Genomic DNA, 18070 nt, shown 5'->3' with positions numbered 1-18070 from the left:
TCAACCTTTTTGCGGCGAAAGGAGACGCTATGATTTTTCCGGACCTCAAAGGTTTGCCCCTGCACCGGGTACTGATCCGCACGGTGAATGAGTTCATCGCGGACGAGATGTCCACCTACGCCTCGGCACTGGCCTACCAGATGCTGTTCTCGCTGTTCCCCTTCATTCTGTTCCTGATCGCCCTGATCGGTTTCCTCCATCTGCCGGACTTCTTCACCTGGCTGCGCCTGCAGTCGGAGCTGGTGCTGCCCCACGAGGCCCTGGAGCAGGTCAACCCGGTCATCGATCAATTGCAACAGTCCAAGGGTGGCCTGCTGTCCATCGGTATCGTCATCGCCCTGTGGACCGCTTCGGCGGGTGTACGCCTGATGATGAGCGCGATGAACGCCGCCTACGACGTGGTCGAGGGGCGGCCGATCTGGAAGCGCTTCCCGCTGTCGGTGTTCTACACCGTGGGCATTGCCGGCATGCTTCTGGCCGCCGCGGCGCTGATGGTGCTGGGGCCGCAGGTGATGGCCTGGCTGGCGGGGCAGGTGGGCCTGGAGGACTTCATCGTCACCCTGTGGACCATCCTGCGCTGGCCGGTGATCGTGCTGCTGATGATGGTGGCCGTGGCCCTGATGTACTACGTGATGCCCGATGTGCAGCAGAAATTCCGTTTCATCACCCCGGGCTCGGTGCTGGCGGTGGTGGTATGGATCGTCGCTTCCCTGGGTTTTGCCTACTACGTGAAGACGTTCGCTAACTACAACGCCATGTATGGCAGTATCGGTGCGATCATCGTGCTGTTGCTGTACTTCTATATCTCCGCCGCGGTGCTGTTGCTGGGAGCGGAGATGAACGCGGTGATCGAACACATGTCGGCCGAAGGCAAGGACCCTGGCGAAAAGGACTTTGACCAGCACGACGAAAAACAACACGTTTCGGGACTGGGCCGGGACCACTCGCTCAAGCCGACCACTGACGAAGCCAGATCATGATCCGTGAAATCCTCAAGATGGGCGATGAGCGCCTGCTGCGCATCGCCCCGCCGGTACCGCCGGAAATGTTCGACAGCCCCGAGCTCTGGGAACTGATCGACGATATGTTCCAGACCATGGAAAGCGTGGGTGGCGTCGGCCTGGCGGCGCCGCAGATCGGTGTCGACCTGCAACTGGTGATCTTCGGCTTCGAGCACAGCGAACGTTATCCGGAAGCCGAAGCGGTGCCGCAAACCATCCTCATCAATCCGCTGATCACGCCCTTGAGCCCGGTGCTGGAAGAGGGCTGGGAAGGTTGTCTCTCGGTTCCCGGCCTGCGCGGCGCGGTGCAGCGCTACCAGCACATCCGCTACGAAGGCTTCGACCCCAGGGGCGAGCCCATTGTGCGCGTGGCCTCGGGTTTCCACGCCCGGGTGGTGCAGCATGAGTGCGATCACCTGATCGGCCGGCTGTACCCCTCGCGGATCAGCGATTTCAGCAAGTTCGGCTTCACCGAAGTGCTGTTTCCCGACCTCGACCCCAACGCCGACGAATAAGCCCCGGCCCGCCCGGTGTCAGGGCCTCGACCCAGGCCGGTCGATGGCCATGGCCAGCAACGGTTTGCTGCGCTGGTAGCGGGCCAGCCGTTCGTTCAAGGCGTGTGGCAGGCAGGTCGTGCTGCAGAAGCCCATCGACCGGTACAGGGGCTGCAGGTCCGGATGGCAGAACAGCCAGACCGGGCCTTCGACGCTTTGCACGGCCTGCCCCACCAGCTGGCTGGCCAGCCCCTGGCCGCGACTGGTCGGGGCGACGAACAGGCCCGTCAGCCAATAGCCTTCAGCTGCCGGGCTCAGGCTCATGCCAGCAATGATTTCACTGCTTCTGGCAACCCAGAGCTGGCCCTCGGAAGCGGCGCGCATGGATGACCGGTGCTGGCGATAGAACTTGTTCAGCAAGGGCCGTTCAACCTCGGCAAGCAGGTTGATCTGGAGGTCGGGCATGAGGTTTCCGGATTTGGCAACAGGGGCCGGCGGATTATAAAAGAACCCTGGCCGACTATAGGTGCTATACCTGAAGCCTTTCCCGCATCAGTGGAGTGAACGTCATGTCCAAAGGTATGAACGCCAAGAAAAATGCCAAGAAAAAGCCGGCAAAGAGCGCAGACGAGAAACGCGCCGAGAAAAAGGCCAAGAAGACCGAAGTGAATATCTTCGGCCACTGATCACTTTGACGAAGCCCGCCCCGCGGGCTTCGTGCTCTCTCCCCTCAGGCCAGTTCCAGCGCCAGGGCATCGCGTACCGCCGGTCGCTGTTCGACCCGAGCCTGGAACCGCGACAGCGCCGGCCAGTTCGCCAGGTCGATGGCGAACAATGCCGTCCAGCGCAGGACGGTGAACAGGTAGGCATCGGCGATCCCGAACTGCGCGCCTTGCAGGTAGTCCTGGTGTTCCAGCGTCTGCTCGAGCAAGGCCAGGCGCTTGAACAACTTCTGCTTGAACACCTCTTTCACCCCATCATCGAACCCCGGATTGAACAGCCAGCCCATGATCCCGTGCACTTCGCTGGTGATGAAGTTCAGGGTTTCCTGCAGGCGCACCCGCTCCCAGCTGCCATTGGCCGCGGCCAGGCCGGACTCGGGCTTGAGGTCGGCGAGGTATTGCAGGATGGCCGGGCCTTCAGTGAGGACCTGGCCATCGTCCAGTTGCAGCGCGGCTACGTAGCCCTTGGGGTTGATGGCGAGGAAGTCCCGGCCGTCGGCGGTGCGCTTGCTGCGGTTGTCGACGCGGATGGCCTCGAACGGCAATTGCAGCTCGCGCAGCACGATATGGGAGGCCAGGGAGCAGGCTTGTGGGGCGTAGTAGAGTTTCATCGGCAGGTCTCTGGTGAACGTGCGAGCCAGTGTCGTGCAAGGCGGCAACATGGGTAAAATTAATCTTTCAGAACACTGCCATAAGGACAGCTACTGCCATGATGAACCTGATGCACTGGCGCCTGCTGGTGGCGATTGCCGAGTGCGCCACCATCACCCGGGCCGCCGAGCAGGTGGGCATGACCCAGTCCGGGGCCAGCCAGGCCCTGGCCCAGATGGAGGACATGCTCGGGGTGCAGCTGTTTGTCCGCGAGAGCCGCCAGGCGCTGCCCACGGCGATCGGTTTGCAGGTGCTGGCCCAGGCGCGGGTGATGCTCGAGGCCCTGGCCGAGGTCCGCCGGCAGGTGGACGCGGCGCGGGGCATTCCTCAAGGCAGTGTGCGACTGGCGGGCTTTCCCATGGTCCTGGCGACTTTCCTGCCGCCGTTGCTGCGGCGTTTCAAGCAGCTGTATCCGGGCATCGAGGTGGTGCAGCTGGAGGTCAGTGATGATGAGGTCGAAACGCTGCTAGAGGCGCAACTGGTGGACCTTGGGGTCGTGCTCAACCCGGCCCCCGAGCGCCGCTCTTGGTTGCTGGGGCGTGATTCGTGGGTCGCGGTGCTACCTGAAGATCACCCCTGGCAGGCCTCGACCATCGACCTTGAAACCTTGCTGGCGCAGCCCTTTGTCCTGGCCACCGGGGGCTGTTCGGTGAATGCCCGCAGCCTGGCCGCCGAGGCCGGGATCCCCCTGGCCGACGTCCGGGTGGAGGTGCGGGAATGGAACAGTGCCTTCAGCCTGGTGCGCGAGCGGCTGGGAGTGACTCTGGTGCCGCAGAGTACGTTACCGGTGCAACGCGAAGGGTTGCGGGTGCTGGAACTGAGCACAGGAGTGGAGCGGGAGTTCGCCCTGGTAGCGGCGCCGGGGCGGGAGTCGAGTGTTCTGGTCCAGGCGTTTCTGTCGACCCTCGAAGAGTTTTAGTGCGGGAGCTTCCCGGGCTTTGCCACAGGCTCTGTTTATGTCTTGTTTGTTACTTGTCGCGAATGCACTTCAATACCTCGAAAGTTGTGAAAACAGACTGACTAGTGGCCTTGCATAGAGACTGCGGCTGTCTATGCTCAATTGTGAAAATTCGTATCTGTTGGCCTATGAGTATCCGTCCCGAGCGGCCTGCGCCGATGTAACCGGTATGCGTGCGACCTTCATCCAGGGCGCAGTATTGAATCCATGAATAAAGGCGAGAGTGCGCAGTTAGAGGCACCGCAGTATCAGGAGTGTCGATTTAGATGGAGTTTCTTAACTTTGTTAGGTCAGGCCCGGAAATGGGGCATCAAGTAAAGGATGGCTTGATAAGAGCGTTGCAACATGGACTCTCCGATTAAACATCATTTATCACCTGACACTTCCTCTCTCATATGGAGGGAGGCGCTTGCCCTGTTTTATAGATCGTTGTGGTGGATCAGTTGAAAGACTAGAAACTTCCGTCAATCAAAAGACAGCGTTGAAGGTGATACAACCATGTTTAACCTACATCACAAGGCTGACCTGCTGGAAATCGAACGATTCAACTGTGCGCTGAGCGAGGCCAACGCCAAGTTGGCGGCGATCAGTCGTTCCATGGCGATGATCGAGTTCTCGCCCGATGGCATCGTGCTGGATGCCAATGAAAACTTCTGTCAGGTCATGGGCTACTCCGCAGAAGACATACGTGGCAAGCATCACCGGATTTTCTGTGAGGAAGAGTTCTATCGCAGCGAGGAGTACAGCAAGCTGTGGCGCGACCTGGGGCGTGGCGAACCGGTCAGCGGGACTTTTCTGCGCCTGGACAAGCGTGGCCGGGAGATCTGGCTCGAAGCCAGCTACATGCCGGTGTTCGATGCCGATCGTCAGGTGCGCAGTGTGATCAAGGTGGCGTCGGACATCTCCGAACGCATCCATGTCGAACATGAGAACCAGAGCCTGCTGAACGCTATCGGCCGTTCCATGGCCATCATCGAGTTCAGCCCGGACGGCAGGATCATCACCGCCAACGACAACTTCCTGAAGACCATGCAGTACACCCTGAATGAAATCGTTGGCCAGCATCACAGCATGTTCTGCCACCGTTCCGAGGCTGAATCCCCGGAGTACAAGCAATTCTGGGCTTCGTTGAACCGTGGCGAGTTTCACTCCCATCGTTTCGAGCGGGAAAACAAGTATGGGCAGACGGTGTTTCTCGAAGCCTCCTACAACCCGCTGTTCGATACCAAGGGCCGCCTGTACAAGGTGGTGAAGATCGCCAGCGACATCACCGATCAGATGACCACCTTGCGCTCCGCCGCCGAGTCCGCCCACAGCACCTCGGTGCAGAACGACGCCTGTGCGCAGAAGGGCTCGGAGGTGGTGCAGCAGACCGTGGAAATCATTCAGCAGATTTCCCATGACCTCAATGAAGCGGCCCACAGCATCGATGCGGTGAGCAAGCAGTCGGACATCATCGGCAGCATCGTCCAGACCATCCGCGGGATCGCCGACCAGACCAACCTGCTGGCCCTCAACGCGGCCATCGAGGCCGCCCGTGCCGGTGAGCATGGGCGCGGTTTCGCCGTGGTCGCGGACGAGGTGCGCAGCCTGGCGGCGCGCACCAGCCAGGCGACGGTGGAAATCGTCGAGGTGGTGCGCAAGAACCACGACCTGTCGACGAGCGCGGTGACCAGCATGCAGTCGAGCCTGAGCCGCACCGGGCTCGGGGTCGAACTGGCGAATGAGGCGGGGGAGGTGATCCTGGAGATCCAGCAAGGCTCGCGGCACGTGGTGGATGCCATCAGCCAGTTCAACTCGACCCTGCAGTTGCAGTAGCCGGTTTTCGCCGGGCACAAAAAAGGGTTCCCATCGGGAACCCTTTTGCGTTCAGCGGGGTTACAGCGCGGCGAGGAACTTCTCGTCCACCGGTTTGGCGCTGTCCTTGGCGTCTTTCTCTTCCTTGGCCAGTTGCATCTTGTCCTGCAGGCGCTGGGCAATTTCCTGGTTGATCGCCAGTTGGCGCTCTGGCGGCAGGTTCTTCAGGTCTTCCTCGGTCAGCCCCATGTCCTTGAGGATGCTGTCGCGCAGGCGCTGTTCCGGGGTCTTGCTCATGTAGTCCTTGAACTCGCTCAGCGCGCCGGTTTCCGTCGCGCTGGTAGCCTGCGCGGCACTGGCGGTCGGTGGCGTGGCCTGGAGCAGCACACGGGTCTTGGCGAAGGCGGCGTTGACGTTGTCGTCCACGCTGTTGGCCTGCTGGCTGGAGGACTGGGACGCCGGATAGGTCACGGAGTTCTGGGCCTGTTGCAGCATGCCGCTGTACAGCGCGCTGGCGGCTGCGGTAGTCGGGTCCATATCGGTGCGCGAGGTGGGCTGCACCGAAACGGATTTCTGGGCGTTGACCAACATGATCGGGAACCTGTGTAAGAGAACTAGGCTGAGGTTTTAGCAAGTTCCATGCCGATTGATGAGCCCTTGTATATCAAAGGCTTGGCTCAAGACGCCGGTCGTGGCTGCCAGCAAGCGGACAAGTCTTGCCGCTTTCAGGCAACCGCTGCCGGCGCCGTCTTCATGCGTGGGCAATGTCTTCCAGGGCCAGGTTGCGGGTGCGCGGCCCGAAGCGGCCGATGGTCAGGATCACGATCAGCATGCTGCTGACGATAAAGGCCAGGACCCCGGGCGTGCCGAAATGCTCGAGGAAAAAGCCCACCAGCAAACTGCTGAACACCGTCGACAAACGGCTGAACGAGTAACAGAAGCCCACCGCCCGGGCGCGAATGTTGGTGGGGAACAATTCGCTCTGGTAGGAGTGGTAGCTGAAGCTCAGCCAGGCATTGCAGAAGGTGATCATCACCCCGCAGACAATCAGCCCCAGGGCGCTGCTCTGCAGGGCGAACAAGGTGCCGAAGGTCATGGCGCCCAGGGCCGAGCCGACGATCTGCCACTTGTTCTCGAAGCGGTTGGCGAAACGCACGAACAGCAGCGGCCCCAGGGGATAGGCCAGGGTGATGATGAAGGCGTACAGCAGGCTGTGGGTGACGCTCACGCCCTGGCCCGACAGCAGCGCCGGCAGCCAGTTGCCGAAACCGAAGAAGCCGATGGCCTGGAACACGTGAAACACGATCAGCATCAGGGCCCGGCGGCGGTAGGGCGGTTGCCAGATATCGGCGAAGCGCCCACGGCCCTGGATATCCACGGCCTGGGGTTCGGGCTCATCCAGCGGCTTGGCGTAGTCCCGGGCGCAACGGGTCTCGAGGCCTTGCAGGATCCGGTCGGCTTCGTCGAAGCGCCCATGCTGGGCGAGCCAGCGTGGCGACTCCGGCAAGCGTGAGCGCAACCACCAGATGAACAGGGCGAACACCGCACTGGCCAGCACCACCCAGCGCCAGCCGGAGATCCCCCAGGGCGCCTGGGGCACCAGCCACCAGGACATCAGCGCCACTGCCGGCACCGACAGGAACTGCACGAAAAAGGCAAAGGCGAAGGCCGAGCTGCGCATGCGCTTGGGCACCAGTTCGCTGAGGTAGGCGTCGATGGTCACCAGTTCGATGCCCAGGCCGATGCCCACCAGGAATCGCATGCAGATGATCCCCAACGCCGTGCTCTGCAGCCCCATCAGCACCGTGGCCAGGGTGTACCAGATCAGGGCGAAGGTGAAGATCGCCCTGCGTCCGAAGCGGTCGGCTATCGGGCTCAGCAGGCTGGCGCCGAGGAACAGGCCGAGAAAGGTCGCCGAGGCGAAGGCCGCCTGGTCGGAAAAACCGAACACCCCCTGGTTGCCGCTGGCGAAGATCCCGTCGCGGATCAGCCCCGGGCTGATGTAGGCGGTCTGGAACAGGTCGTACAGCTCGAAAAAACCGCCAATGGACAGCAGCGCCACCAGGCGCCAGATCGTGGCCACGGCAGGCAGGCGGTCGATGCGCGCGCTGATGCCGGCGGCGCGTTGAGGGTCGAGGTCGCTGGTGAGCGGGGCAGAGGCGGGCATGCAGGGAATTCCACAGGACACAGAGCGGAAATCTTAGCCTGCTAACGGAAACCAAGGATTGTGAATCCACGTGCGTAAACCGGAGGATGCGCTGATTTATTGTCGTATTTCGTTACATCTGCCGGATTTATAGCGCAACGCCGGGGACCCGCGCGTGCCCGGTGGTGGCTCAGTAGGTGATGGGAATGCCGAAATCTTCCTGGAAGGCATCGTCCACCGGTTCGTAGCCCAGCACCCGGGTGGTTTCGCTGAGGTCCAGGCGCTTGAAGCGATTGTTGGAAATGCCGTGGCCGATCAGCAGTTGCACCCCCGGGGTTTCCACTGCCCGTTGCAACAGCTGCACTGCATCCCGTGGGCTGAGCCAGGCGCTCAGGTCGCGGGTGGTGGTCAGTTCGTGGTGTTTCGGGTCTTCGAACGCACCAATGCGCAGGGCAATGCAGGACAGTCCGCGCTTGGCGGCATAGAAGGCGCATAGCGCCTCGCCGTAGCACTTGCTCACGCCATACAGGTTGGCTGGCATCACCGGCATGCCCGGGGTGATCTGCCGGTCCACCGGGTAGCCCTCGATGGTCTGGGCGCTGCTGGCAAATACCAGGCGCCGGCAACCGGCCTGTACCGCGGCCTCGAACAGGTAGGTGGTGGCGAGGATGTTGTTCGGCAGCAACTCGTCGAAGCTGGCGCTGGCATGGGGAATGCCGGCCAGGTGCACGATGACGTCGATCCCCGGGAGCAGGCGGCCGATGGCTTGCGGGTCGTCGAGGTCCAGGCGCACGAAGCGGTGTGGCGCGGGGATTTCGAAGTCCGGCTCCACCCGGTCGGTGAGGGTGAAGCGGTGGCGCTCTTGGGAGCCCTGAAAAAACACCTTGCCGATCCTGCCGCAAGCGCCGGTCAGTAGTACGTTAAGTCCGTTCATTTCGAATCTCCGATGGGCCAGAGGAGGGATGGCCAGCTCAGGCGATGCCATTGCGCCCGTGCAGCATGAAGCCCGGGTGCAGGCTGAGGCGTTCGTAGTAGGCGGCCACGGCGGGGTAGGCCGGGTGCTCCATGGGGGTCATCTCCCAGCGATTCACCGAGAGGCCAAGAACGATATCCGCAAGGCTGAAATCCTCGCCCAGAACATAGGCGCCCGAGCGCTCGAGCTGGCGTTCGAGGATTTGCATCTTGGCATTCCAGGCCAGCAGGCTGGCGCCGATGCGCTGGCTGTCCTGGTAATCCGCATGCTGGCGCACCAGGCCCATGAAGGCATAGCTCCAGGACGGGTTCAGCTCGGTGGCCTGCCAGTCCATCCACTGTTCAACCAGGGCCCGGGCGCGCGGGGCCGTGGGCAGCAGGCCGCTGCCGGGGTGCAGGTTGGCCAGGTAGCGGCAGATGCTGTTGGATTCCCACAGGACCCCGGCGTCGTCGATCAGCACCGGTACCTGGGCATTGGGGTTGAGGGCGAGAAACTCGGGGGTATGGGTGGACTGAAAGCCACTACCCCAGTCTTCCTGCTGGTAGGAAAGCCCAAGCTCCTCACAGGTCCACAAGACTTTCCTGACATTGATGGACGAGGCTTTACCGAGAATTCTGCAGCGGGTTCCCATGACGCTTCCTTGTTCGTGGTACTGGATGGCCATGGGAATCTAACAGCGTGGCGTCGTCTCGGCGACGATCAATTTGCCGATACGGGTATCTCAGGCCGGATCGGGGAGGGCCGAGGCCGGCAAGCCGAAAACCCGGTCGAACAGCCAGTTGAAGGCAAAGGTGTAGCAGGGGATGAACAGGATCAGCGCCAGGTCCAGGAGAAAGGCCTGCACCAGGCTGATCGCCATCCACCAGGCGATCAGCGGGATCAGGAACACGATCAGGGTCAACTGGAAACCCACGGCATGGGCAATGCGCCGCTTGACTGTACGGGTGCGCGATGGCTGGCGGCTTTCCCAGCGCTCGAACAGGGTGGTGTAGATGAAGTTCCAGGTCACCGCGATGCTGGTGATGACCACCGCCAGCGGCCCGGTGCTGCTGGGCGAGGTGCCGGACAGCAGGGCCAGGCCCAGGGCCGAGAAGGTCATGCCGAACACTTCGAATAAAGAGACATAGACCAGTTTGCGTTTCACGCCTTGCATGCGGGTTCCTCGATTTTGAATGGGAATGGCCAGCCTGAGGGTGGCGCAGGGCGCGGAAGATAGCTTCAATCAAGGTGACAGAAAAAGTCGGAAGCTTTCAGTTTTCCTGATAGGTTGTTTCTCATGAACTTCTCCAGCGACAGCATCCAGTTGTTTCTCGCCGTGCTCGATCGCGGCTCCTTTTCTGCGGCGGCGCGTTCTTTGGGCAAGGTGCCTTCGGCCGTGAGCATGGGCATCGCCAACCTCGAGGCGGAGTTGGGGTATGCGCTGTTCGATCGCAGCCACCGCGAGCCGCTGCCCACGCAGCTGGCCTTGTCCCTGGCGCCCCATGCGCGGCTGATTGCCGACCAGCTCAAGCAATTGCAGGTGCATGCCGTCGAGCTGTCCCTGGGCCTGGAGAGCAAGCTGTCGATCGCGGTGGTGGATGACATCGACAAGCAACGGGTACTGGCCGCCATCAAGCTGATTGCCGAGCGTTATCCGCTGCTGGAAGTCGAGCTGCTCAGTGCTCCCCAGGATGACGTGCTGCACCTTTTGCACAGTGGCCGGGTCAGCGTCGGCGTGGCCTTTGCCGGGTTGAGCGTGAATGCCCTGGAGTATTTCCAGTACCTGGGCTGCGAGCGGATGATTGCCTGCATTTGTGCCGGGCACCCTGTGTTCCAGGCCAATGACGGTTCGCTGTACCTGGAAGAGCTGATCAAGGTCCGTCAGGTGGTGGTGGCCAGCCGCGACCTGCCCCTGAGTGATACCCGGCCCCTGGTGGGCGAGTCGCTGTGGCGCACCGACAGCCTGGCCATGGCCCTGCACATGGTGGAGGCGGGGATCGGCTGGGGCAATTTCCCGCTGTCGGTGATCCAGCCGTTGCTGGCGGCGGGGCGCTTGCAACGGTTGCATTTCAAGAACATCGACAACGGCCTGGTGTTGCCGGTGCACGCGGTGTGGTTGAAGAACCAGCCTTTGCAGAAGGGGGCCCTGGCCCTGGTGCAATTGCTCAGCGGCGAGGACCCGGCGCTGGGGGCCGTGGCCCCGCCTGCCTGAGTGCCTACGCCAGGGCTTGCCGGCGCAGCCAGTGCAGCAGTTTTCCGCTGGCCGAATCCGGGTCTATGGCCTGGGGGGAAAGCAGGTAATAAGCGCTGCCATCGGCGACAAAACCGAAGGGCGCACACAGCAGCCCGCCCTCCAGGTCGTCACGCACCAGTTGCCAGGGGGCAATGGCCAGACCCAGCCCGGCCACGGCCGCTTGCAGGCTGAAGTAGAAGTGCTCGAAGACCTGCTCCGGTGGCGTCGGGGCAACCGGTTGTTGCTGCAATTGCAGCCACTGTTGCCAGGCGTGCGGCCGGGTGGCGCTGTGCAGGCGCGGTGCCTGCGCCGCCAGTTGCGCCAGCCCGGCCGTTGCCGGGGTCCAGTCGGCCTGGCGCTCGGGGCGGCATACCGGGCCTATGGCTTCGTCGAATAGCCAGTGGGCCTGGGTGTCGCGGCTCCAGGCAAAGTCGTTGCGGCGGATCGCCAGGTCGATACCGGCACCGAACGAGAAGGGCCCGCCGCCGGCCAGCAGCTGGATCGGCACTTGCGGGTGCTCGGCATAGAACCCCGGCATGCGCGGAATCAGCCAGCGCATCAGCAGGGTCGGCTCGCAGGACAGCACCAGCGGTGCTGCGGGAGCCGGGGCTCGCAGGCGGCTGGCGGTGCTCTCGATCAGGTCCAGGGCCTGGGTCACGCTGTGCAGCAGTTCGGCTCCGGCGGCGGTGAGAAAGACCCGCTGGCTGCGGCGCTCAAAGAGAGGGGTGCCGAGGTCCTCTTCCAGGGCGCGCACCGCACGGCTGATGGCGCCGTGGGTCAGGTGCAGGGTGGCGCCGGCCTGGGTGAAGCTTTCCAGGCGTGCAGCGGCTTCGAAGCAGCGCAAGGCGCTTAGCGGGGGCAGGCGCCGTCGCGAGAGTTGTGAGTTTTTATCACCAGGAATGTCAGTTTTCATCGTTATCGGTCTGGGTCATGGTCCCAATACAGTAGCGCCTGATTCTATAGTCTAGGCGTATTCAACGTGACCGAACTGTTACTCGTAATCACCATTACCATTCTTGCTGTACTCAGCCCCGGGGCCGACTTTGCCCTGGTAACCCGCAACAGCCTGCTGCTTTCGCGCCGCCACGGCGTGTTCACGGCCCTGGGCATCGGGCTCGGGGTCATGGTGCATATCGGCTACAGCTTGTTGGGGGTGGGGGTGCTGTTGCAGCAGTCGCTGCTGTGGTTTACCGGCTTGAAGATCGCGGGTGCGCTGTACCTGATCTACCTGGGCATTAAGCTGTTGCGCAGCCCTGAGCAACGTCCGGGGGAAGAACCTGCAGAGGGGGCTCGGATGTCGACCTGGGGCGCCTTGCGCAGTGGCTTTCTGACCAATGCCCTGAACCCCAAGACGATGATTTTCGTTCTCAGTCTGTTCATGCAGGTGATTCAGCCGGGCACGGCCTTGCCGGTGCAGATCGGCTACGGCGCGATCATCGTCCTGGCCCACGTGCTGTGGTTCGTGCTGGTGGCGCTGTTTTTCTCGGCACCGGCGATTGCCGGCCGGCTACTGGCCTACAAACGCCGGATCGATCAGTTGTTCGGCGCGGTGCTGGTGGGCTTCGGCCTGTTGCTCAGTGTCCTGAGCGTCAGGCCCTGAGGCGTTTCAGGTGCTTTCCCGAACCCGCAGTTCAAACCCCATGTCCACCACCGGCTCGGCCACGCTGTTGCCGGCCAGCAGGGTCAGCATCTGTTCGGCGGCGCGGCGGCCAATGGCTTCGCGCGGCGTGCTGATGCTGCTCAGGCGCGGCACCATGTGTTCGGAGGAGGGCAGGTCGTTGAAGCCCAGCACCGCCACCTGCTCGGGCACCTTGATCCCGCAGCGCATGGCTTCCAGCAGCGCGCCTTGGGCCAGGTCGTCGTTGCCGAAGAAGATCGCGTCCACCTGGGGCTGGCTCTGCATCAGTTGCAGGAACAGCTCGGCTCCCAGGCCGACGGACGAGGGCCGTGGGGTCAACAGTTCCAGGTCGGGGTTGTACAGCCCGGCCTGCTGCAGGGCGCGGCGGAAACCTTCGCCGCGCAGCAGGGTGCGCTGGTCCAGTTGCGCACCGACGTAGGCCAGGTGCTTGCGCCCGCGGGAAATCAGGTGCTGGGCCGCCGTTTCGCCGGCGTTCAATTGCGAGAAGCCCACGCAGTTGAGCCCGGCGCCGGAGTCCAGGTCCATCATGTAGACGCAGGGAATGTTGTTCGCCTCGATCATCCGTCGGGCGCTTTCGGTGCGGTCGAAACCGGTCAGCAGCAGCCCCCGGGGCTGGTAGGTCATGTAGTTGCGCAGCAGGTTTTCTTCTTCGTCCCGAGAATAGTGGCAGTTGCCGATCAGCACTTCGAAGCCTTTGGGGCGCAGTACCTGGTGGATGGCTTCCAGGGTTTCGATGAACAGCAGGTTGGACAGCGACGGCACCAGCACCACCACCGACTGGCTCTGCGCCGAAGCCAGGGCGCGGGCGGCGGAGTTGACCACGTAGTTCAGTTCCTGCGCGGCCTTCTGCACCTTTTCCACCAGTTCGGTGGCCACGCTGCTGACGCCGCGCAGGGCCCGGGAGGCGGTAATCGGGCTGACTCCGGCCAGGCGGGCGACTTCATTGAGGGTGGGACGGCCCGTGGTACGGGTGTTTTTATCGTTTTTATGAGTGGTCATCAGACGGCTTGCCAAACAAAATTCAAGTCTCTAAGGTAGCGCTGTCCTGAAACAGCTGCAATGCGTGAGCGAGGTGTGCCTGACCCTCGCTCTTTGGTTTGGCGGACTATATACGCGGCAACCCACAAAAATGACAAGAAGGCGTCGGCAGACACTGTTTTTGTACTAGATTTTTTATTTGCGAAGGTAGCGCTGTCTGCGCGCTGAGGTGTTTCATGAGTCAACCCATCACCGCCCTGGTCATCATGGGTGTTGCCGGCTGCGGCAAGTCCAGTGTCAGTCAGGCCCTGTGCCAGCGCAGCGGCGCCATGGCCATTGAAGGCGATACCTTCCACCCGGCGGCGAACATCGCCAAGATGAGTGCCGGCATTCCCCTCGACGACGAAGACCGTGCCGGCTGGCTCGACAGCCTGTGCGATGAACTGCGTCGTGCCCTGGCCGCCGGCCAGCACCCGGTACTGACCTGCTCGGCGCTCAAGCGCAAGTACCGCGAGCGCCTGCGCGCCGCCACGCCCGGCCTGGGCTTTGTCTTTCTCGAACTGACTCCGGCAGTCGCCGCCGACCGTGTGGCGCACCGGCCAGGGCATTTCATGCCTTCGACCCTGATCGACAGTCAGTTCGCCACTCTCGAATCCCCGGTGGGGGAGCCGCTCACCCTGGCCCTGGATGCCAGCACCCTGAGCGTCCAGCGCCTGGCCGAACTGGCCAACCAATGGTGGCTGGAGCATGGCCTGGAACCTTCACATTAAGTGCTGGCTCGAAAAAGGTAGCGCTATCCCACTCGGCCCTTGTTTTTAACGCTTTAATAAAAACAACAAACCGGAGGCAATCCCATGTTTGGCATGTCCCAAGAGACCTATCTGCTGGTTGATGCAGTGGTCACTATCATCGGGCTGATCGTGTTGATCACCCGATTCAAGCTGCACCCCTTCATCGCTCTGATCATCGCCGCGGGTTTCCTCGGCCTGACGTCGGGCATGCCGGTGGACAAGATCATCAAGGCGTTCCAGGACGGCTTTGGTGGCGTGCTCGGTTTTGTCGGCATCATCCTGGCCCTGGGTACCATGCTCGGCAAGATGATGGCCGAGTCCGGTGGCGCCGATCAGATCGCCCAGACCCTGATCCGCTCGTTCGGCAAGGAGCGGGTGCAGTGGGCGATGATGTTCGCCGCCTTCCTGGTGGGCATCCCGCTGTTCTTCGAGATCGGCTTCGTGCTGCTGATTCCGCTGGTGTTCATCGTTGCCCGGCGTACCGGGGTATCGCTGATCAAGATCGGCATTCCGCTGCTGGCCGGCCTGTCGGCGGTGCACGGCCTGGTGCCGCCGCACCCGGGGCCGCTGCTGGCCATCGGCGTGTTCGGCGCCGACATCGGCAAGACCATCCTGTATGGGCTGATCGTGGCGCTGCCTACGGCGATCATCGCCGGGCCGATCTACGGCACTTTCATTGCCAAGTACATTCCCGGCAATCCGTCCCAGGAACTGGTGGACCAACTGGCCCGCGAGCCCCAGGCCGCCCAGTTGCCCAGCTTCAGCGTGACCCTGGTGACCGTGCTGCTGCCGGTGTTCCTGATGCTGCTCAAGACCTTCGCCGACGTGGCGCTGCCGGACGGACACTTCTTCCGCATCTGGATGGACATGATCGGCCACCCGATCACCGCCTTGCTGCTGGCGCTGCTGCTGTCGCTGTACACCTTCGGCTACAAGCAGGGCATCGGTTCCAAGCAGATTCTCAAACTGTTGGATGCCAGCCTGGCGCCGACCGCGGCGATCATCCTGATCATCGGTGCCGGTGGCGGCTTCAAGCAGATGCTGGTGACCAGCGGCGTGGGTGACGTGATCGGCCATATGGCGGTCAATGCGCAGATCTCGCCGATCCTCCTGGCGTGGCTGGTGGCGGCGGTGATCCGTATCGCCACCGGTTCGGCCACCGTGGCCACCATCACCGGTGCCGGCATCGTGGTGCCGGTGGTGGGGATGATCCCAGGGGTCAACCGCGAGCTGCTGGTGCTGGCCACCGGCGCCGGCTCGCTGATCCTGTCCCACGTCAACGACGCCGGGTTCTGGCTGGTCAAGCAGTACTTCAACATGACCGTGGCCGAGACGTTCAAGACCTGGACGGCGATGGAAACCATCCTTTCGGTGGTGGGCCTGATCTTTATCCTGCTGCTGTCGTTGGTGGTTTAAGAGCACCGCCTGTAGGAGCGGGCTTGCCCGCGAAACACCGATAGCACGGCCACAAAAAAACCGCATCGCTGCGGTTTTTTTGTGGCTCAAGCCATCTCAGCTTTTCGGTGCCAGCCCGTCAGCGCGGAACATGCCGCGGATGCCGCGCACTGCCTGGCGAATCCGGTCCTGGTTTTCGATCAGGGCGAAGCGCACGTGATCGTCGCCGTACTCACCAAAACCCACCCCCGGCGAGACACAGACCTTGGCCTCGGCCAGCAGCTTCTTGGCGAACTCCAGGGAGCCCAGGTGCGCGTAGGCCTCGGGAATCTTGGCCCAGACGTACATCGAGGCCTTGGGGTTCTCCACCATCCAGCCCAGTTCGTGCAGGCCCTTGACCAGCACGTTGCGCCGCTGCCGGTACTGTTCGGCAATGTCGCGCACGCATTGCTGGTCGCCTTCCAGGGCGGCAATCGCCGCCACCTGCAACGGGGTGAAGGTGCCGTAGTCGTGGTAGCTCTTGATCCGCGCCAGGGCGCTGACCAGTTCCGGGTTGCCCACCATGAAGCCGATGCGCCAGCCGGCCATGTTGTAGCTCTTGGACAGGGTGAAGAACTCCACCGCGATGTCCTTGGCGCCCGGCACCTGCATGATCGACGGGGCTTTCCAGCCGTCGTAGACGATATCGGCGTAGGCCAGGTCATGGATCACCAGCACGTCGTACTGCTTGGCCAGGGCGATCACCCGTTCGAAGAAATCCAGCTCCACGCACTGGGCGGTGGGGTTGGACGGGAAGCCGAGGATCATCATCTTCGGCTTGGGGATCGAACCGCGGATGGCCCGCTCCAGCTCGGCGAAGAAATCCACCCCGGGCACCAGCGGCACCGAGCGCACCTGGGCGCCGGCGATGACCGCGCCGTAGATGTGGATCGGGTAGCTGGGGTTGGGCACCAGCACCGTGTCGCCCTGGTCCAGGGTGGCCAGCATCAGGTGCGCCAGGCCTTCCTTGGAACCGATGGTGACGATGGCTTCGCTTTCCGGGTCGATATCGACCTCGTAGCGGTCCTTGTACCAGCGGGAAATCGCCCGGCGCAGCCGCGGAATGCCCTTGGAGGTGGAGTAGCCGTGGGTGTCTTCGCGCTGGGCGACGGTGACCAGTTTCTCGACGATATGCGGCGGGGTAGGGCCGTCGGGGTTACCCATGCTCAAGTCGATGATGTCTTCGCCGCGCCGACGCGCAGCCATCTTCAGCTCGGCAGTGATATTGAAAACATAGGGGGGAAGACGATCGATGCGCGCAAAGCGGCGCGGCGAACCTTGTTCGGCCATTGTTGCCTCGAAAAGACGTAAGCGCCCGGAACCGTCCGAGCGACGTTGGCCACTGCGGTGGCCTGCGGGGCAGACGATACGGGCGCCGCCGCCGGCTTGTCCAGAGGCGCGGAAAATTATTTTTGGTGCGCCGGGCGGATTTGCGAGGGGGCAGGATTTGCCGCTATAACGTGCACGCTTCTTGCCTGCAAGGGCTGTGAGCTGCCTCAGCCGGCCCGGCTTTTCCGGGCTCCTCGCACCTCGCCCCTCTTCGAACAACAGCAGCAAACGGGATGAATGATGGAGTTTACCAGCGGCTTCTTGTTGAGCCTTTCGCTGTGCCTGGACATCGGCGTGGCCAATATCGCGATGATTACCCTGGCCATGCAACGGGGTTATTTCCAGGGCTTCTGCCTGGGCCTGGGGACCTGTGTCGGCGACCTGATCTATGCGCTGCTGGCCCTGGCCGGGATGACCGTGCTGCTGCAATACCAAAGCGTGCGCTGGGTGCTGTGGATCGGCGGTTCGGCCCTGCTGGTGTACTTCGCGGCGAAGATGATCTACGCCGCCCTCCATCACAGCGCGGTGCTGGCCACCGCCGGGGAGGCGGACCAGGGCTCGCCGCGCCGGGAGTTTTTTCGCGGGATCTTCCTGGCCATGTCGTCCCCCAGTGCGATCCTCTGGTTCGCTGCCGTGGGCGGCACCCTGATTGCCCGATCCGGGGGCGGTGGGATTGCCGATTCGGGATTGTTCCTGGCCGGCTTTTTCTGTGCTGGGCTGGTCTGGACCCTGGGTCTGTGCCTGGCCGCGACCCAGGGCGGCAAGCTGCTGGGGGACAAGCTGTTGCGCTATTCCTACCTGGCATCTGCGGCGATCTTCTGCTATTTCGCGGTGTACGTGATTCTATCCGGCTACCAGGAGTTCATCCTTGGTACGGGCGCGGCAGACCTTCCGGCGCTCTGATCCTGGCCTTGGCTATTGGCTTCTATACTTCGTGCCGAACCC

General features: G+C 62.7%; 19 protein-coding genes. 9 read left to right on the top strand and 10 right to left on the bottom strand.

Annotated elements, in window-relative coordinates; genetic code table 11:
* The first annotated feature begins 29 nt into the window (after window positions 1–29).
* Window positions 30–980, top strand: a complete 951-nt coding sequence (locus KI242_RS23970) for a YihY/virulence factor BrkB family protein (protein WP_011062849.1) — start codon at window positions 30–32, stop codon at window positions 978–980.
* A complete protein-coding gene (gene def / locus KI242_RS23965; protein WP_011062848.1) occupies window positions 977–1516 on the top strand; it encodes a peptide deformylase in 540 nt (179 codons plus the stop codon). The genes KI242_RS23970 and def overlap by 4 nt, the downstream gene beginning before the upstream one ends.
* An 18-nt stretch (window positions 1517–1534) precedes the next feature.
* On the opposite strand, the gene KI242_RS23960 is transcribed toward def, so the two are convergent.
* Both KI242_RS23960 and gstA read right to left on the bottom strand, forming a co-directional pair.
* Window positions 1535–1960, bottom strand: a complete 426-nt coding sequence (locus tag KI242_RS23960) for a GNAT family N-acetyltransferase (protein ID WP_053159856.1) — start codon at window positions 1958–1960, stop codon at window positions 1535–1537.
* 265 nt (window positions 1961–2225) lie between these two features.
* Complete coding sequence (gstA, locus tag KI242_RS23955) at window positions 2226–2828, bottom strand: glutathione transferase GstA (protein ID WP_011062846.1); 603 nt, start codon at window positions 2826–2828, stop codon at window positions 2226–2228.
* Window positions 2829–2926: 98 nt separating this feature from the next.
* Here gstA and KI242_RS23950 point away from each other — a divergent pair, with 98 nt between their 5' ends.
* The gene (locus tag KI242_RS23950; RefSeq protein WP_041774414.1) at window positions 2927–3787 is read left to right on the top strand and encodes a LysR family transcriptional regulator; all 861 of its coding nucleotides are present in this window, start codon (window positions 2927–2929) and stop codon (window positions 3785–3787) included.
* 537 nt (window positions 3788–4324) lie between these two features.
* Window positions 4325–5644 (top strand): PAS domain-containing methyl-accepting chemotaxis protein, encoded by a 1320-nt coding sequence (locus KI242_RS32025; RefSeq protein WP_015636723.1) that lies wholly within the window; start codon window positions 4325–4327, stop codon window positions 5642–5644.
* A gap of 60 nt (window positions 5645–5704) precedes the next feature.
* Here KI242_RS32025 and KI242_RS23940 read toward each other — a convergent pair whose 3' ends face one another.
* From KI242_RS23940 to KI242_RS23920, 5 genes are all read right to left on the bottom strand, one after another.
* A complete protein-coding gene (locus KI242_RS23940; RefSeq protein WP_011062843.1) occupies window positions 5705–6214 on the bottom strand; it encodes a hypothetical protein in 510 nt (169 codons plus the stop codon).
* A gap of 160 nt (window positions 6215–6374) precedes the next feature.
* A complete protein-coding gene (locus KI242_RS23935; RefSeq protein WP_019093580.1) occupies window positions 6375–7790 on the bottom strand; it encodes an MFS transporter in 1416 nt (471 codons plus the stop codon).
* A 169-nt stretch (window positions 7791–7959) separates the two neighbouring features.
* On the bottom strand, window positions 7960–8703 hold the full coding sequence (locus KI242_RS23930) for an NAD(P)-dependent oxidoreductase (RefSeq protein ID WP_015636722.1): 744 nt from the start codon (window positions 8701–8703) through the stop codon (window positions 7960–7962).
* Window positions 8704–8740: 37 nt separating this feature from the next.
* Window positions 8741–9373, bottom strand: coding sequence for a glutathione S-transferase (locus KI242_RS23925; RefSeq protein WP_077934653.1), 633 nt, complete (start codon window positions 9371–9373; stop codon window positions 8741–8743).
* Between the two features lie 90 nt (window positions 9374–9463).
* Window positions 9464–9895, bottom strand: coding sequence for a PACE efflux transporter (locus KI242_RS23920; RefSeq protein WP_015636721.1), 432 nt, complete (start codon window positions 9893–9895; stop codon window positions 9464–9466).
* Between the two features lie 123 nt (window positions 9896–10018).
* Between KI242_RS23920 and KI242_RS23915 the strand changes: the two genes are divergently transcribed.
* Window positions 10019–10933, top strand: a complete 915-nt coding sequence (locus tag KI242_RS23915) for a LysR family transcriptional regulator (RefSeq protein WP_212805611.1) — start codon at window positions 10019–10021, stop codon at window positions 10931–10933.
* Between the two features lie 4 nt (window positions 10934–10937).
* On the opposite strand, the gene KI242_RS23910 is transcribed toward KI242_RS23915, so the two are convergent.
* Complete coding sequence (locus KI242_RS23910; RefSeq protein WP_041119577.1) at window positions 10938–11867, bottom strand: LysR family transcriptional regulator; 930 nt, start codon at window positions 11865–11867, stop codon at window positions 10938–10940.
* A 66-nt stretch (window positions 11868–11933) separates the two neighbouring features.
* On the opposite strand from KI242_RS23910, the gene KI242_RS23905 reads away from it, so the two are divergent.
* Window positions 11934–12554 (top strand): LysE family transporter, encoded by a 621-nt coding sequence (locus KI242_RS23905; RefSeq protein ID WP_011062836.1) that lies wholly within the window; start codon window positions 11934–11936, stop codon window positions 12552–12554.
* 6 nt (window positions 12555–12560) lie between these two features.
* Here KI242_RS23905 and KI242_RS23900 read toward each other — a convergent pair whose 3' ends face one another.
* Window positions 12561–13592, bottom strand: a complete 1032-nt coding sequence (locus KI242_RS23900) for a LacI family DNA-binding transcriptional regulator (protein WP_011062835.1) — start codon at window positions 13590–13592, stop codon at window positions 12561–12563.
* Window positions 13593–13807: 215 nt separating this feature from the next.
* Between KI242_RS23900 and KI242_RS23895 the strand changes: the two genes are divergently transcribed.
* Complete coding sequence (locus KI242_RS23895; protein WP_011062834.1) at window positions 13808–14341, top strand: gluconokinase; 534 nt, start codon at window positions 13808–13810, stop codon at window positions 14339–14341.
* An 84-nt stretch (window positions 14342–14425) separates the two neighbouring features.
* The gene (locus tag KI242_RS23890) at window positions 14426–15778 is read left to right on the top strand and encodes a GntP family permease (protein ID WP_011062833.1); all 1353 of its coding nucleotides are present in this window, start codon (window positions 14426–14428) and stop codon (window positions 15776–15778) included.
* A gap of 96 nt (window positions 15779–15874) precedes the next feature.
* Here the strand turns inward: KI242_RS23890 and alaC are convergent, their stop codons facing one another.
* Window positions 15875–17086, bottom strand: coding sequence for an alanine transaminase (alaC, locus tag KI242_RS23885; RefSeq protein ID WP_011062832.1), 1212 nt, complete (start codon window positions 17084–17086; stop codon window positions 15875–15877).
* Window positions 17087–17365: 279 nt separating this feature from the next.
* On the opposite strand from alaC, the gene KI242_RS23880 reads away from it, so the two are divergent.
* Window positions 17366–18028 (top strand): LysE family translocator, encoded by a 663-nt coding sequence (locus KI242_RS23880; RefSeq protein WP_011062831.1) that lies wholly within the window; start codon window positions 17366–17368, stop codon window positions 18026–18028.
* Window positions 18029–18070: the final 42 nt, after the last annotated feature.

It is taken from the genome of Pseudomonas sp. Eqa60 (assembly GCF_018326405.1).
Taxonomy (GTDB): Bacteria; Pseudomonadota; Gammaproteobacteria; order Pseudomonadales; family Pseudomonadaceae; genus Aquipseudomonas; species Aquipseudomonas protegens.
The sequence above is the reverse complement of the archived record's forward strand: the minus strand, read 5'-3'. Positions and strand labels throughout refer to the sequence as shown.

Coding starts and splice junctions, on each gene's coding strand:
- KI242_RS23950 (WP_041774414.1), top strand. CDS start 2,927: ATGATGAACCTGATGCACTGGCGCCTGCTGGTGGCGATTGCCGAGTGC.
- KI242_RS23940 (WP_011062843.1), bottom strand. CDS start 6,214: ATGTTGGTCAACGCCCAGAAATCCGTTTCGGTGCAGCCCACCTCGCGC.
- gstA (WP_011062846.1), bottom strand. CDS start 2,828: ATGAAACTCTACTACGCCCCACAAGCCTGCTCCCTGGCCTCCCATATC.
- KI242_RS23930 (WP_015636722.1), bottom strand. CDS start 8,703: ATGAACGGACTTAACGTACTACTGACCGGCGCTTGCGGCAGGATCGGC.
- KI242_RS23900 (WP_011062835.1), bottom strand. CDS start 13,592: ATGACCACTCATAAAAACGATAAAAACACCCGTACCACGGGCCGTCCC.
- KI242_RS23880 (WP_011062831.1), top strand. CDS start 17,366: ATGGAGTTTACCAGCGGCTTCTTGTTGAGCCTTTCGCTGTGCCTGGAC.
- alaC (WP_011062832.1), bottom strand. CDS start 17,086: ATGGCCGAACAAGGTTCGCCGCGCCGCTTTGCGCGCATCGATCGTCTT.
- KI242_RS23935 (WP_019093580.1), bottom strand. CDS start 7,790: ATGCCCGCCTCTGCCCCGCTCACCAGCGACCTCGACCCTCAACGCGCC.
- def (WP_011062848.1), top strand. CDS start 977: ATGATCCGTGAAATCCTCAAGATGGGCGATGAGCGCCTGCTGCGCATC.
- KI242_RS32025 (WP_015636723.1), top strand. CDS start 4,325: ATGTTTAACCTACATCACAAGGCTGACCTGCTGGAAATCGAACGATTC.
- KI242_RS23970 (WP_011062849.1), top strand. CDS start 30: ATGATTTTTCCGGACCTCAAAGGTTTGCCCCTGCACCGGGTACTGATC.
- KI242_RS23960 (WP_053159856.1), bottom strand. CDS start 1,960: ATGCCCGACCTCCAGATCAACCTGCTTGCCGAGGTTGAACGGCCCTTG.
- KI242_RS23915 (WP_212805611.1), top strand. CDS start 10,019: ATGAACTTCTCCAGCGACAGCATCCAGTTGTTTCTCGCCGTGCTCGAT.
- KI242_RS23920 (WP_015636721.1), bottom strand. CDS start 9,895: ATGCAAGGCGTGAAACGCAAACTGGTCTATGTCTCTTTATTCGAAGTG.
- KI242_RS23925 (WP_077934653.1), bottom strand. CDS start 9,373: ATGGGAACCCGCTGCAGAATTCTCGGTAAAGCCTCGTCCATCAATGTC.
- KI242_RS23910 (WP_041119577.1), bottom strand. CDS start 11,867: ATGAAAACTGACATTCCTGGTGATAAAAACTCACAACTCTCGCGACGG.
- KI242_RS23890 (WP_011062833.1), top strand. CDS start 14,426: ATGTTTGGCATGTCCCAAGAGACCTATCTGCTGGTTGATGCAGTGGTC.
- KI242_RS23895 (WP_011062834.1), top strand. CDS start 13,808: ATGAGTCAACCCATCACCGCCCTGGTCATCATGGGTGTTGCCGGCTGC.